Origin of the sequence: Pantoea sp. BR_17, from assembly GCF_041955125.1 — a bacterium.
Classification (GTDB): domain Bacteria; phylum Pseudomonadota; class Gammaproteobacteria; order Enterobacterales; family Enterobacteriaceae; genus Pantoea; species Pantoea stewartii.
Genome location: NZ_JAVAXT010000003.1, coordinates 177,256 through 192,011 on the forward strand (window position 1 = coordinate 177,256; position 14,756 = coordinate 192,011).

13 protein-coding genes are annotated in these 14,756 nt (G+C 57.1%); 2 read left to right on the plus strand and 11 right to left on the minus strand.

Features of this window, described 5'->3' with window-relative positions; all coding sequences use genetic code 11:
* Positions 1–201 precede the first annotated feature (201 nt).
* Positions 202–1,365 (plus strand): M20 aminoacylase family protein, encoded by a 1,164-nt coding sequence (locus RAC60_RS06935; protein WP_375093144.1) that lies wholly within the window; start codon positions 202–204, stop codon positions 1,363–1,365.
* Here the strand turns inward: RAC60_RS06935 and ybiB are convergent.
* The 4 genes from ybiB to RAC60_RS06955 all read right to left on the minus strand — a co-directional run bounded on the left by ybiB (position 1,362) and on the right by RAC60_RS06955 (position 5,796).
* The gene (ybiB, locus tag RAC60_RS06940; RefSeq protein ID WP_375093145.1) at positions 1,362–2,330 is read right to left on the minus strand and encodes a DNA-binding protein YbiB; all 969 of its coding nucleotides are present in this window, start codon (positions 2,328–2,330) and stop codon (positions 1,362–1,364) included. The genes RAC60_RS06935 and ybiB overlap by 4 nt on opposite strands.
* A 27-nt stretch (positions 2,331–2,357) precedes the next feature.
* The gene (dinG, locus tag RAC60_RS06945; RefSeq protein WP_058707633.1) at positions 2,358–4,520 is read right to left on the minus strand and encodes an ATP-dependent DNA helicase DinG; all 2,163 of its coding nucleotides are present in this window, start codon (positions 4,518–4,520) and stop codon (positions 2,358–2,360) included.
* 197 nt (positions 4,521–4,717) lie between these two features.
* Positions 4,718–5,236 carry a GNAT family N-acetyltransferase gene (locus tag RAC60_RS06950; protein ID WP_039341460.1) on the minus strand — a complete coding sequence of 173 codons (519 nt, stop codon included), beginning with the start codon at positions 5,234–5,236 and terminating at the stop codon, positions 4,718–4,720.
* The gene (locus tag RAC60_RS06955; protein WP_058701062.1) at positions 5,233–5,796 is read right to left on the minus strand and encodes a helix-turn-helix domain-containing protein; all 564 of its coding nucleotides are present in this window, start codon (positions 5,794–5,796) and stop codon (positions 5,233–5,235) included. Before RAC60_RS06955 ends, RAC60_RS06950 begins: the two co-directional genes overlap by 4 nt.
* 147 nt (positions 5,797–5,943) lie before the next feature.
* Between RAC60_RS06955 and RAC60_RS06960 the strand changes: the two genes are divergently transcribed.
* Positions 5,944–6,678 carry a MerR family transcriptional regulator gene (locus RAC60_RS06960; protein WP_006118575.1) on the plus strand — a complete coding sequence of 245 codons (735 nt, stop codon included), beginning with the start codon at positions 5,944–5,946 and terminating at the stop codon, positions 6,676–6,678.
* A 172-nt stretch (positions 6,679–6,850) separates the two neighbouring features.
* Here RAC60_RS06960 and RAC60_RS06965 read toward each other — a convergent pair whose 3' ends face one another.
* From RAC60_RS06965 to RAC60_RS06995, 7 genes are all read right to left on the minus strand, one after another.
* Positions 6,851–7,582 (minus strand): ABC transporter permease, encoded by a 732-nt coding sequence (locus RAC60_RS06965; RefSeq protein WP_033737703.1) that lies wholly within the window; start codon positions 7,580–7,582, stop codon positions 6,851–6,853.
* Positions 7,570–8,517 carry an ABC transporter ATP-binding protein gene (locus tag RAC60_RS06970; RefSeq protein WP_375093148.1) on the minus strand — a complete coding sequence of 316 codons (948 nt, stop codon included), beginning with the start codon at positions 8,515–8,517 and terminating at the stop codon, positions 7,570–7,572. Before RAC60_RS06970 ends, RAC60_RS06965 begins: the two co-directional genes overlap by 13 nt.
* Positions 8,510–9,685 carry an ABC transporter permease gene (locus RAC60_RS06975; RefSeq protein ID WP_375093257.1) on the minus strand — a complete coding sequence of 392 codons (1,176 nt, stop codon included), beginning with the start codon at positions 9,683–9,685 and terminating at the stop codon, positions 8,510–8,512. The genes RAC60_RS06970 and RAC60_RS06975 overlap by 8 nt, the downstream gene beginning before the upstream one ends.
* Positions 9,686–9,687: 2 nt before the next feature.
* The gene (locus tag RAC60_RS06980; protein ID WP_050504735.1) at positions 9,688–10,545 is read right to left on the minus strand and encodes an ABC transporter substrate-binding protein; all 858 of its coding nucleotides are present in this window, start codon (positions 10,543–10,545) and stop codon (positions 9,688–9,690) included.
* 231 nt (positions 10,546–10,776) lie between these two features.
* The gene (idi, locus tag RAC60_RS06985; RefSeq protein WP_006118580.1) at positions 10,777–11,310 is read right to left on the minus strand and encodes an isopentenyl-diphosphate Delta-isomerase; all 534 of its coding nucleotides are present in this window, start codon (positions 11,308–11,310) and stop codon (positions 10,777–10,779) included.
* A 147-nt stretch (positions 11,311–11,457) separates the two neighbouring features.
* Positions 11,458–13,353 (minus strand): methyl-accepting chemotaxis protein, encoded by a 1,896-nt coding sequence (locus tag RAC60_RS06990; RefSeq protein WP_375093259.1) that lies wholly within the window; start codon positions 13,351–13,353, stop codon positions 11,458–11,460.
* A gap of 177 nt (positions 13,354–13,530) precedes the next feature.
* Positions 13,531–14,637 carry a suppressor of fused domain protein gene (locus RAC60_RS06995; RefSeq protein WP_039341470.1) on the minus strand — a complete coding sequence of 369 codons (1,107 nt, stop codon included), beginning with the start codon at positions 14,635–14,637 and terminating at the stop codon, positions 13,531–13,533.
* Positions 14,638–14,756 lie beyond the last annotated feature (119 nt).

Sequence of the window (14,756 nt, forward strand, 5' to 3'; positions counted from 1 at the left end):
CCTGCTAAGACAGCCTTATCGGTATTGGCTTTCTGTGCGTGAAACGAGAACCGGCATAAACGACTGCATTTTTGTACACTTGCTTATTACTTATTCCATTTTGATTTAGCCTGTCATCCCATTTCGCCTTTTCGGTAATAGACGTACCGCTGTCAGATCTCTAAAGTGAAGCTTCCTGAATGATATGGAGCGCGATACTGCATGACTCTTTCCCCTGCCCTGCTTGACGAAGCGCTGCGCTGGCGCCATCAGTTTCATCGCGAACCTGAACTGGGTTATCAGGAACATCAGACCAGCGATAAGGTCGCTCAGGAGCTGGAACTTGCAGGCCTGCAGGTGTTTCACGGTCTGGCTGGCACCGGCGTGGTGGGCACGCTGGAAAATGGCGCCGGACCGGTTATCGGCCTGCGCGCGGATATGGATGCGCTGCCGATCAACGAGAAAGGTGATGCGGCCTGGCGCTCTGCCACGCCCGGCGTGATGCATGCCTGCGGCCATGATGGTCACACGGCAATTTTGCTGGCGGCAGCAAAACATCTGGCGGCTACGCGTCGCTTCAGCGGCACTGTGCATTTCATTTTTCAGCCGGCGGAAGAGAATCTGGGTGGTGCACGCAAAATGGTTGAAGAGGGCTTATTTACGCGCTTCCCGATGGATGCCGTTTACGCGATGCATAACTGGCCGGGCTTACCGCTGGGATCGCTGGCCGTCAATCCAGGCGCAATGATGGCCTCGCTGGACGCCTTTGAAATCACCCTGAGCGGTAAGAGCTGCCATGCGGCCATGCCGGAGAGCGGTGCCGATCCGATGGTGGTCGCCGCCGAACTGATCCTGGCGCTGCAAACTATTCCCTCACGTCGCCTGTCGCCGCTGTCATCTGCGGTTGTCAGCGTCACCCAGATTCAGGGCGGTGAGGCGATTAACGTGATTCCGGAGCAGATTGTTCTGCGCGGAACGGTGCGCTGTCTGCAGGACGACGTGCGCAAACGGGTTCATGCCCTTATTGATGATTTTGTGACGACGCTGCCGAAACCTTTTGGCGTGGGTGGGGCCATTCACTGGCTGCCCGGCTATCCGGTAACGGCGAATCATGCTGGCCCGGCTCAGCAGGTGCATGACGTTGCCGTTAGTACCTTCGGCGAAGGCCAGGTGCGCTGGCAGGTGAATCCGTCCATGGCCTCGGAAGACTTTGCCTGTATGCTGGAAGCCTGCCCGGGCGCCTACTTCTGGCTGGGTGCCGATGGCGCAACGCCCTCCGCACCGCTGCACAATGCCCATTATGACTTCAACGATGCGCTGATTCCGACCGGAATCCAGTTCTGGCAGAACCTGGTGGAACAGGCTCTGCCACAGACGCGCGCTTAAAAACCCGCTGCCGCGAGCCTGTCCAGACCGGCCTGCAGCGTCGCCGCCTCACCGCTGGCACGCAGGCAGCAGGCAATCTGCAGACGCAGCGAGGCGGGCAGTGGACGTTGCTGATTCAGCACCTCCTGCGTCCAGCGCGCGGTCTCCTCTGCCGATTTGTCCGCGGGCAGCGCTACACTGATTTCCGGCTGCCTCTCCACCCAGACCTCGGCCTGCTGTCCAGCACCGCCCACGTAGCTGATGGACGGGCAGCGCTGCGGATTGGCGTAAACCTCGCCCTCTGTGCCATTCAGCAAAATAGCCGGGGCATCGATATCATTAAAAAACGTTGCCACCCGCGGCACGTATTCGGGATGCGAGACGCTCGACAGGCGTAGCGCCTCGCGTTCGCCAAACGGGGTGGCCAGTTTTGCCAGCGTATGGGCGCTGTTGCGGACGCCCATGCGCCAGCGCAGCGACAGCTGTTTTGCCATTGGCGGACAGAGGTGATCGATGGTGATAAACACCAGTTTGCCCTTGTCGAGCAACGTCTGCGCCTGCTCTGCAGTGGTGACCGGCATGATGCCCAGCGCCGCAAACACCGCTTCGCTGGTGATGCGCGTCGCATCGTCGCTGACGCCGTGAACCAGCACTGGCAAACCCAGCCGGTTCAGCACCAGCGCCAACAGGGGCGTCAGATTGCCCTGACGACGCGCACCGTTATAGCTGGGAATGACCACGGGCATCGGACGGCCTGCGGGTGCCTGCAGGCGCAGCATACGCGCCTGCATCGCCTGATAAAATCCGCGCATCTCCGCCTCGCCCTCGCCCTTGATACGCAGGGCAATTAAAATACTGCCCATTTCAAGATCCGGTACGCTGCCGTCCAGCATAGCGCCGTAAAGTGCAACGGCACTGTCGAAATCAATATCACGTGCATGGTTCTTACCACGCCCGACTTCTTTGATAATTTTATTCAGTTCCATCACTCGTTTCCGTTCAGTGGTACCGACTTAACGCCGCGTCGCACGCGGTTTGCGCGCGCCAGGTTTGGATCGGGCCTTCAGGGCTTCAGGCTCAGGCGTCACCGGTTGTTCAATGGCGAACACGGGCAACGCGGCTAACAGCCGGGCACCGTAAGCTTTGCTCAGCAGACGGCGATCGTAAATCACGATTTCGCCATAGCACTGGTGGCTGCGAATTAAGCGCCCGACCTGCTGAATTAACGTAAAGGAGGCGCTGGGCAGGCTTTGCACTTCAAACGGATAGCGTTTGAGACTTTTTAGCCACTCTCCCTCGGTTAAAATTACCGGACTGTCTATGGGCGGGAAAGCGATTTTATGAATGTGCACCTGGCTGAGCAGCTCGCCTTTTAAATCCAGCCCCTCGGCAAAGGACTGTAAACCAATCAGAATGCTGGTTTCGCCCTGTTCTATCCGCTTACGGTGCAGGGCGATCAGCCGGCTACGCGGTTGATCGCCCTGCACCAGCATCATCAGGCGCAACTCGGGCAACGCCTCGACAAATTGCTGCATGGCCCGACCGCTGGCAAAGAGGACCAGAATGCCTTTGTGTTTATCGGTCTGCATTTGCTGGCGAAAAAAGGCCGCCATCTCGGCGATATGGGCTGCTTCATTCGCCATCAGCGGCTCGTAGCGCATCTGCGGGATAACGAGCTTACCCTGGTCGACGTGGCTGAACGGCGAGTCCAGCGCCACGAAGCGGTCCCCGGCCTTTTCATTCAGCCCGGACATCTCCTGCAGGCGGGTAAAACTGTTTAATGAGCGCAGTGTCGCAGAGGTCACCACCACATGCGGGATTTTCCGCCACAGCATTTTTTCCAGTTGATCGCAGACGCGAATGCCTGCGCAGTGAAACAAGAGATGTGCCTGTCCCTCACGCAGCTCGCGGGTAATCCATTTGGAGACGGGTGCGCCAGAGGCTTTCTCCATCGCGGCCAGCCGCCACAGTTTGCTGACCGATTCAAACCAGCCAAAGTGGCGGTTAAGCTGCAATAAATTACGATGCAGACGGACCAGATCAACGCTACCGGTTTGTTCACTCAGCGCGTTGATCAGTCCCTCTGCCAGCCCGCGCAGCGCATCGCTCAGCTTAAACAGACGCGCGCACAGCGCCAGCACATCCTCAGGCAACGCGCCCAATACAAAGCGAAACTCGCCGGGCTGATTATGCGCGGGTAACAGCGGGCTCAATGCATCGCTTATCACGGTCAGTAACTCGCGCAGTTCATCACAGTGCGCTTTCAGGCGTTCAGAACTGGCCAGCGGAGGCGGCGATTTGGGCCGCATCTGGCTCATTATCGCCTCGACCAGTTTGACAAACAGATCGAGCTGCAGGCTGGTCCAGCCCGGCGTGATATCCGCGCTCATCTCCAGCGCATCCCGCGCCACGTCGGGCAGATGGTGGCCTTCATCCACCACCAGCATCAGGTTTTTGGCGGGCGGCAATACCGATTCATTTTCCATTGCCGCCATCACCAGCGCGTGGTTGGCGACCACCACATCGACCTGCTCGATTTCACGTCGCGCGATAAAAAACGGACACTCCCGATACCAGCGACAATGCACGCCCAGACAACTGGCTTTATCCGTCGACAGGCGCTGCCACAGGCTGTCGCTGACGTTTTCATCGCTGTGATCGCGCAGGCCATCCCACTGATGGCGATCGAGTGACTTTTGCAGCCGTCCGCACAGGATCTGCTCGTCTTTGGTGCTGCTGACCGCGTCATCATCCAGGTAGAACAGCAAATCAGCCTGCTGATGATCATCCGCCACCAGCGCAGCCAGGTTACGCGGGCAGACGTAACGTCCCCGCCCAAAGGCCGCTGTAAAGGTTAAATCCGGAATGATTTTTTTCAGCAACGGCAAGTCTTTGCTGAAGATTTGATCCTGCAAGGCCACGTTGGCCGTGCTGATCACCAGCCGTTTCTCTTCGGCACGGCTGACGGCGATACCGGGGATCAGATAAGAAAGGGTTTTGCCCACGCCCGTAGGCGCTTCCACGGCCAGGTGACGACCGTCATCACCCGACAGGCATTTTGCCACCTCAGCAATCATCTGACGCTGGGCCGGGCGAGGAATAAAATCGGGCACCTGTTGCTGCAGCGCTTTGTACCACTGTGCTATCTGGCTTTTTATTGCTGCTGTCAGGGCCATGTTCAGATTACCGTGTTACTCATTGGCCTGTATTTTTACACAGTATTGCGGTGTCGTCAGCTTTCAGGTCTGTTTTTTCGTGCCCGCTTCAGAAACGGGCGGCAAGGCGAGCGGGCTGAGCACCGGACAAACCGCGCGGCGCAGTGCATGTTTGATTGCCGATCCCGTTGACCCGGCGCACTCTCGCAGCACATCCGCTACGTCAGCAGCTTAAACATCACCGTGGTCGCGTCCATCTCACCGTGAATGGATTCCGCATAGAGAGGAATAAATCCGGCCACCTGCCAGTTCAGCGCCAGGTAAAGCTCGCTGGCAACATCGCCACGCCGCGTGTCCAGCACCAGTAAGCGTTTCCCCTGCTGGCGTGCCCGCTGCTCTGCCTGCTGCATTAACTGGCGTGCAATGCCCTGCCGCCGCGCGCGGGGATGCACTAATAATTTACTGATCTCGGCCCGGTGTCGGCCATTCGGCATTGCGCTCGCGTTCAGCATAACCGTCGCGACAACCGTGCCATGCTGACGGGCGACCAGCAGCTCACTTTGGCCCTGTTCCAGTCCGGCAAGCTGACGTTGCCAGAACTGATGAATGGCCGCCCGGTCATCGGGATCGATAAACCCGACGCTGGCCCCGTCGGCGACACAGGCCTGTAAAACCTCGACCAGCTCGCTTAACGCCTGGTGCGCCGCACCGGCGCTGAGTGATTCATAGAGTGTCATGGTTTACATACCACCAGCAGGTAACGCGCACCCTCAGTCAGATGCGCCTGAAAGCCGGATGCGCCCGTAAGATGGAAACGCAGGCTGTCGCCCGCACCGAGTGTCCAGCTCTGCGCGCCCATCGTTACCGTCAGTTGCCCTTGTCGCAGCCAGATATGCTGCTCCATGCCCTGCACGGGCGGCGCATTATAATCAATACGGGCACCCGGTCGCAGCGTTCCCTCAATAAGCTCACATCGGAAGGTGGCCGCAGGCGGCGATACGTTACGGCGAATAAAACCGCTGGCTTCGTCCTGCCAGACCGGTTGGCGATCGCGCGGAATCAGCAGATCGTTACCTTCTTCAACTTCGCTCAACAGGCGTGACATTGTTAAACTGTAAGCGACGCATAAGCGGTTCAGGAGAGCAGCCGTTGGACTGGTTTCAGCGCGCTCAATACGCGATAATGTTGCCCGGCTAATGCCTGTTGCGGTGGATAACTCATCCAGTGACCAGCCCTGTTTTATGCGCAGTTCTGCCAGGCGAGCCGCGAGGCGTTGTTCAGTATTATCAGCAGCCATTTTTATCTCTATTATGAAATTTAATTCTCACAATTGAGATAGGACACCATTTAAGCGCAGCCGTCAAGTTGTACATTTAAAAATTGGTTGTACAACTTAACAGGCTTCGCTATGGTGGTTTCATTCAGGTCAGTGAAAGAGGTAAATATGACCTTATACAGTATCGGCGACGTCGCCGAGCGCTGTGGCATAAATCCGGTTACCTTACGCGCCTGGCAACGACGTTATGGATTATTGAAACCACAACGTACTGAAGGCGGTCATCGACAGTTCGATGAAGAAGATGTTCAGCGCATCCAGGAAATTATGCGCTGGATTGAGAGTGGAGTCCCGGTAGGCAAGGTAAAAGCCCTACTGGAAGGCGGCGATGTTGATACGCATGATGGCTGGACGGCTATGCAGGACGAGCTTATCAGCATACTGCGCCATGTCAGACCGGCAAAGCTACGCAATAAAATCGCCTTAATTGGCCGCGAATATGCAGTCGATTCGTTGATCGATCATGTTTTTATGCCCGTAAGGCAAAAACTCAGCCTTGATCAGAATACGGCCCGCACGATGTGCAGCCTGCTGGACGGCATTCTGATCGACTATGTGGCGTTCTGTCTTGCCAGTAATCGCAAAAAGGCAGGCAAGGAAGCGCTGATCATTGGCTGGGGCATTGAGGATCGAACCCGCATCTGGCTGGAAGGCTGGCGGTTATCCCAGCACGGCTGGCGGATTGATGTGCTGTCAGAACCGCTGGATGTTCCGCGACCGGAGCTGTTTCCCGGGCTGAATATGTTTGTTTTTACGGGGAAAAAACTGACGCGTCGTCAGCAGGAACAACTGTCGCACTGGCAGGAGCAGGGATTCTCTGTTCTTTTGCATGAGGCTCACTGACACAAAAACGCACGCTCGGCACTATGACGGCTGCCTTGCGCGCGCTATCATCCCCGCCTTCACATCAACACCTTCAGGTTATTTATGAACTGGAAAAAAACCTTTTTCGCCACGCTGTTTGCTATTCTGGCGCTTGGCGGAACCAGTGGGCTGATGCTGGTTGGCTATTCGCTCATCGTCCATTCACGCTAAATCTGCGCTGTAGCCGTTCAAACAGGCGATCGCAGACAATCGCCAACAGTGCGACCAGTAAAGCGCCCTGCAGCACATAGGCGGTATTAAAGCCGCTTAATCCAATAATGATGGGCGATCCCAGGCTTTTTGCCCCTACGGTAGAGGCGATGGCTGCCGTACCGATATTGATAATCACCGACGTGCGCATTCCCGCAATAATCACTGGCGCGGCCAGGGCGAGCTCCACCTGCCATAAGCGCTGCCAACGGCTCATTCCCACCCCTACGGCAATCTCCCGGCTGCTGGCAGGCACGTTGTCCAGCCCTGCTAAGGTGCCCTGAAGGATAGGCAGCAAACCATAGAGCAGTAATGCCACGATCGCGGGCCAGGCGCCAAATCCCATCACCGGTATCGCAATGGCCAGTACGGCCACAGGCGGGATGGTCTGACCGGCTGCCGCAATGGTTTCCAGCAGAGGGCGGAAAGCGCGACCACTGCGACGCGTCGCCAGCACGCCACAGCCGACGCCAATAACGGTTGCCAGCAGACTGGCTACGACCACTAAAAACAGGTGCGCCAGGGTGAGTTGCCAGAAACTGTCCTGCTGGTAGAGTGGGCGCGCAAGTTCAGGGAACCAGGCGGCAAACAGCGGCCCACTGTAGGGCATCGCCCAGAGCAGTCCCAGATAGAGCAGCACCAGCCACAGTAGCGGATCGGCTAACCGTCGCATCGGCCCGTCTCCGCATGATGCAGCAGGTCAGCGAAGTGAAGCACACCAAGCGGGCGGTGATCGCCATCGACTACCGGCAATTTATCGGTGCCGCGACTGATAAACTGCGACAGCGCCTCACGTAACGTCAGATCTGCCCTGAGCGGTTCTGCTTCCAGCCATTCGCCATGACGCACCACGCTGCCGACCTGTCCGAGCGCCAGTAGCCGCAGTCCTCTTTCACTGCGGCCAAAAAAATCCCGGACAAAATCGTTGCCTGGCCGGGTCAGTAACGTCAGCGGTTTCCCCTGCTGAACGATCTCACCGTCATGGAGCAGCACGATGTTGTCGGCCAGCGTCAGGGCTTCATCAATATCATGCGTCACCAACACAATCATGCAGCCGGAGACCTGATGGATACGTAACATTTCCTGTTGTAGCGCGCTGCGCGTTACCGGATCCAGTGCACCAAACGGTTCATCCATCAGTAACACCTGGGGATCGGCTGCCAGCGCCCGGGCAACCCCGACGCGCTGCTGCTGCCCGCCGGAAAGCTGATGCGGATAGCGACGCAATAAGGCCGGATCCAGATTCAGTAGCGTGATGAGTTCCGCAATTCGTGCCTGGCGGCGTGCATTCGGCCAGCCAAGCAAGGCGGGCACCGTGGCAATATTCTTTTCGATCGTCCAGTGGGGAAATAACCCCGTCGACTGAATCGCATAGCCCATTTGTCGGCGCAGGGCCTGCGCATCCAGCTGACGAATCGACGTCCCCCGAAAGCGAATATCGCCCTGATCGTACTCCACCAGGCGGTTAATCATTTTCAGCGTGGTCGACTTGCCGGAACCCGACGTACCCAACAGAACGCTAAAGCTTCCCTCGGCAAGCGTCAGAGAAAGATTTTTCACCGCCGCCTGGCCCGCAAAGTATTTTGTGACGCGCTCAAACTCAATCATCGCTTCGCTCCAGCAGGGCTATCACTACCCGAAATAACGCATCCAGCATGACCGCCAGCGCAATGACCGGGATCACGCCTAACAGCACCAGATCCAGCGCATTGCTCAGCAATCCCTGGAAAATAATGGCGCCGAATCCGCCTGCGCCAATCAGCGCCGCGATCACCGCCATGCCCAGCGTCTGCACCACCACCACACGTAATCCTGCCAGCCACACTGGCAACGCCAGGGGGACGTCAACGGCAAGGAACTGCTGGCGGCGACTCAGTCCCATGCCGCGCGCAGTTTCGCGCACGTCCGGAGGCACCTGTTGCAGACCGGTCACCACATTGCGCACAAGCGGCAACAGCGCATAGAGCACCAGGGCGATGATCGCGGGCGCCATCCCAATGCCGCTGATGCCCCATTCACCTGCCAGGGGAACACGTTTTGCCAGCGCCGCCAGCGGGGCAATCAGTAAACCAAACAACGCCACTGAGGGCACTGTCTGAACGACATTCAGTACGCCAAACACACTGCTTTGCCAGCCAGGCCGTCGGTAGAGCGCTATGCCAAGCGGCAACGCGATGAGTAAGGCAGGCAGAACGGTGCCGACTAATAACGTCAGATGGCGCAGTAAAGCGGCATCGAACACCGCCTCACGACTGGCATATTCTTTAAGCAGAGACAGCTGTGAAAGTTGACCGCTGAACAGCAGAAACAGAGGGATGATCCAGACCGACAGATTCAGCACGAGCTGCCAGCGCTTATGTTTGGTTAACTGACGCACCGTATCCGTGATGAGCAATAGCGTAATGGCACTTGCACACCACATGCCGCTGGCAAACCGGGTACGCGCGAGCCGGCTACCCTGCTCCGCCACCCATGTTGCCTGATCGCCGCACACGCCAGTCAGCGCCGCCAACAGCAGGGCGGCGGTGAGGAATTGCAGGGCGCTGCGCAGGGAAGACGATCGTATCCATAACAGTGCCACCAGCATCAGCCACAGCGGGAGCACCAGGCTGCCGTGTGCGGTTTGCCAGAGCATCAGGGACTGGCCGCTGACCAGCCGGTTGGCCGCCACAATGACAAACGGCAGCCCGCCCAGCACCAGACTCAGGAGCAAAACAAGGACCAGAGCCACAGGCTGTCGCCAGGGCCAGCTGATGACCGACCGCGTAAGCGACACCGTTACAGCAGCTTTTGCTGTTGCAGCCACGCTTTTGCCACACTGCTGGCATCCTGCCCTTCCACAGCAATTTTGGCGTTGAGCTGTTGCAATGTCTTTTCGTCAAGTGCACTGAACGCCGGTTTTAGCCAGGCATCCATTTGCGGATAGGCTTTGAGCACCGCTTCACGTACAACGGGTGTGGGCGCATAGATGGGCTGCACGCCTTTGGGATCGCTCAGGGTTTTCAGGCCCAGCGCGGCAACCGGGCCATCCGTGCCGTAGGCCATGGCCGCATTTACCCCGGAGGTTTGCTGGGCGGCCGCACCGATAGTCACCGCCGTATCGCCGCCTGCCAGCGATAACAGTTGATCCTGCTTAAGCGTAAAGTCATAGGCTTTTTCAAAGGCCGGCAATGCATCGCTGCGTTCAATAAATTCCGCCGAGGCAGCCAGCTTAAACGTACCGCCTTTTTTGAGATAAGCGCTCAGGTCCTGTAGTGAATTAAGCTGATTTTTTTCGGCCACATCATTGCGCACCGCAATGGTCCAGGTGTTATTGGCGGGCGCGGGCGTCAGCCAGATCAGGTGATTTTTCTCTGCATCCAGCTTTTTGACCTTCTCATAACCCTGACGGGCATTCTTCCAGGCACTGTCTTTTTCGTCGTTAAAAAAGAACGCGCCATTACCGGTGTATTCCGGGTAGATATCCAGTTCCCCCGCCGTAATGGCACCGCGTACCACCTGGGTGGCGCCCAACTGGATTTTATTCACGGTTTTGACACCATGCTTTTCCAGCACCAGCAGAATCACATTTCCCAACAGTGAGCCTTCGGTATCAATCTTGGAACCGACACGAACCGGTTCGGCCGCATGCGCCATCCCGAGACTAAACACTACTGCACCGATGCCCGCCCAACCGCGAATAGTTGCCATGTTGCTTTCCTTATCACGTTATTCACCTGGAGTCGCCGTTGGTTGTCAGCACTGCGAAACGCGCACGGGCACCCCACCGTTTTTATTCATTGCAATAAAAGCGTAGCCTGGCAACAGCGTTGCGCGATGGGTTTTGTGACGAAACCGGCCCTGACCGCATCAGCCAGGGCGAGATCGTTATGCCGGGAAAGTGAAATGCTCAAGGTAGGCAGGAATACGCGGGAACGTATGAAGAAACCAGGGCGTAAACTGCTGCGGCTGCTGCTGCATTTGCCGGGCGATATCCTGCATCGAACGGTAGTCGAAAGCGTCGGCCTCCTGCGGATTGAGCTGAGGCAGCTCATCGCTGACCGCAAAAAACACATGGCCGTATTCATGCTCTGTCAGACCATTACTCAGGGGCAGGTTGTAGCTCAGTTCGAAGATCGGCGTCAGCGACAAGGTCATGCCCATTTCTTCACGTAACCGACGTTCAGCCGCGTCTTTAGTCGACTCATGAGGATAAGGATGGCCGCAGCAGGTATTACTCCAGAGGCCGCCGCAATGGTATTTATCGCTGGCGCGACGCTGAAGCAGCAATTCCTGACGGGCGTTAAAAACATACACCGTCACGGCACGGTGCAGTAATCCTTTTTCATGTACTTCCAGCTTTTCCATTTTGCCAGTGGGGCGATCAAGATGGTCGACGAGGATGACTTCAATAGCAGACATGAGGATTCCTTGAATGTGTTCCTCATCATTCTGGCACAAGATCGGCGAGGTTGAGGGGATAAAATTGTGCTGTTTATGCACAAATCTGTCAGACGGTGAAGCCGATCGGCAAAAATATCGGGCCAGCGGAGGCTGGCCCGATGGGCGTTACAGTTTAAAGCTTTTCACAACCTGTTCCAGTTGCAGACTTTGCGCTTCCATCGCCTGGGCGGCTGAAGAGACTTCTTCAACCAGCACGGCGTTTTGCTGCGTGGTGCTGTCTAGCTGGTTGATGGCCACGTTGACCTGCTCAATGCCCATGCTCTGTTCACGGCTGGCCGCCATAATCTCGCTCATCAGGGTGGTCACGCTGCTGACGCCCTGCACCAGTTCGTCCATCGTCTGCCCGGCCTGCTCGACCAACTGGCTACCCGCATCGATATTGGCTACGGACTCTTCGATGAGTTTTTTGATCTCACGGGCGGAGTTAGCGGAACGTTGCGCCAGGTTACGGACTTCTGATGCCACCACGGCAAAGCCCCGGCCCTGTTCTCCGGCACGCGCCGCTTCAACAGCGGCGTTCAGCGCCAGGATATTGGTCTGGAAGGCAATGCTGTCGATCACGCTAATGATATCCACGACTTTACGTGAAGAGTGATGGATTTCACCCATGGTGCTGACGACCTGCCGAACCACCTCTGTGCCACGTGCCGCCACCTGTGACGCCTCACCGGCCAGCTGGTTCGCATGTGTGGCGTTATCGGCGTTCTGACGCACGGTGCCGGTCAGCTGTTCCATTGAGGCCGCGGTCTCAACAATCGAGCTGGCCTGATCTTCCGTCCGTGACGACAGATTCGTATTACCGCTGGCAATTTCACGTGATGCGGCTGAAATGGCCAGTGCGCTGCTGCCAACCTGCTGCATTAACCCTTGCAGGTAGCTGATAAAATTATTGAAGCTCTGTGCCACCGCGTTGAATTCCGGGCTGTTGCTGGCCGGCAGGCGCTGGGTCAAATCCGCACCGCCTGTCGACAAGGCTTCAATATTTTGATTCAGCATTCTCAGGCGCTTCATCATCGCGCGGACAAAGCCTAACAGCACCAGTAACAGAATAACTGCCAGCGGGATCTGTACCAGGCCCAGACGCATCAGCATGTTGTGGGACTGTGCTTTCAGGAGGCTGCTCGGAACGCTACTGGCCAGATACCACGGGCTGCCCGGAATAGCCTGTAAAAACAGCGTCTGTTCACCGTCATGATTATTGTAAGTGGTTTCTGTCGGCTGGGTGCCTGCATGAGCCAGCAGGGTTTTCAATGGCCCAGCCATTGGATTCTGCAGATCGCTCAGGTTCTCAAGTTTCGGCGTACCGTTCGCCAGCGCTGCGTTGCCGACCACTTTGCCGCCAGACTCAACGATCAGTACGTCTCCATGAATCGCCTCGCCCATTTTTTTAGCCAGTTGGTTGAAAAAACCCAACGTAACGTCGATGGTTGAGACGCCCCAGATGGAACCGTCGCGGTAGATGGCCATCGCACAGTTGGTACGCGGCTGTGGGCTGGCGGCATCCTGATAAGCCTTAGCCCAGGCGCACTGCCCTTTTGGTGCAGCCATCCCGTCTTTGTACCAGGGCTGCTCCCAGTATTTGTCAGCCGCCTCAGAGTTCCAGTAGGTATTCACCTGCAGCTTATTGCTGGCATCGCGCGCGAAAAAGCTGCTGTCTTTCTCTTTTCCGGCTTCGCGACGATTAGGTAAGGGCCAGATACCGCCGCCAAAGACGTTGCTGTCCTGATACTGGTTGACCAGCGCCGGTAATAAGGTGTCGATCGCCGCGCTGTCGATGACGGCCGCAGCCTCGGTGATGGCGCGTTGCTGTGCCTGCACACGGTTCATTTGCTCAACAATGCCGGTAGCCAGTGAATCCACCTGATAACGAATCAGGCGGCTTTCATTTTCCACCAGTTGAGGCGCAACAAACTGATTAATTACCCAGATAGTGACCAACATTAACGCAACAAAGAAGCCGATAAGTGTTGCGGTGAAGCGGGATTGCGTGGTCTTTAACATCATTGTTCCCCTGACCTTTTGTGGCGCCATTGCCTGATCCGGGTTAACGGCACAGCAAAGGGGAACTTGAGTAGACTAGATCACAAATTTAACAAGTCATTTAACAACAAAGATATTTAATTGCGCCAGGTGCGTAACTTCCTTACCCCTGGCGGCAGGCGCACCCGATTGCGCGGCTTATCCCGCCTCGACGACCTGCTCGCGTGGTCGGAAAATATGGGTATTTCCGCCAGCGGAAAGGCGTTCACGCAGTTGTTGCCCGCCCTGGGGTTCAGCCTGTGCAAACTGACGCTCCGCTTCGGTTACCGGCGTGGCCCACAGTAACGTTGGCCTGTCGCCATCGCGCCTCGGCAGGACAAACTGCGCGCTTTCCGGTGCCAGCTCGTTGGCTAACAGATAGCTTTCAAATCCCACAGGAGCCACTTCCGAAGCCAGCGTATGGCCTTCGCCGAGCCAGGTGAGGCGCGCCCATGGTAAATGCACAAATTCTGCCAGCGCGCTGGCCATTTGCACCGCATTGCTCTCCGTCATCACCTCGCCATCAACAGCCATTCCCAGCTCTGCCCGGCGATAGTGCGGTGCCAGTTCATCAAACAGAAAATCTACCTGCGGCATGGGACGAATACTCATCCCCAGCGTCAGAAAATACCAGATGCCGTTGTGATAATGCTGCGACAGCGCCATTGGCGGCCAGTTGCCTTGATCGATCGCGTAGTATTTTACCGACTCGCCAAACTGCGCCTGATAACAGGTCATCAGATCCTGCTGTACCTTGTCCCATTCGCTGCCGTCATGCCATTCACGCCAGAACTGCCGTTGCTGTTCGGCCAGGGCGTAATAATGGTTAGTGGACGCCGAACCCAGGGGTGCGGTTAGCCGGTTCTTTTTAATACAGCCTGCAGAAAAACTGACCTGCTTATCCTGATAAAGACTCCAGCCCGGGATCACGGCAAGAAGCTGACCGTAGTACCAGAGTGCTGCGCCCGCGTCGCCCGGTTCCCAGAGTATTTGCAGCCCGGCCGGATCCAGCGGCGGCTCCGCTTCCAGGTTACGACAGTATTCGGCACTTAACAGGGGGGCAATGCCCTGCGCCATCGCCTGGTGATCGTCCTCAACCGGCGCGGGCAGGAGGTTACGTAACCAGCAGCCCCGCACCGCAAACTGGCTACGAAACAGGTCAGTGGGCCAGATATAGAAATAAGCAGTACGCGCATCCTGTTCGACAATGGCCGTCAGGGTGCGCTGCTGATTGTGGGCTTCGGCAATCAGTGTTTGGTACGTCATAGCGCCTCATTCGTGCTTGAGGAATCCATTTTCCCCGAGGATAGAGCAGGATCATGCCTGTCGCCATGTCAGACAAGGGTAAAAATCTCAAAGTGGGGAGGTCCGGGCAGGATGGCGGA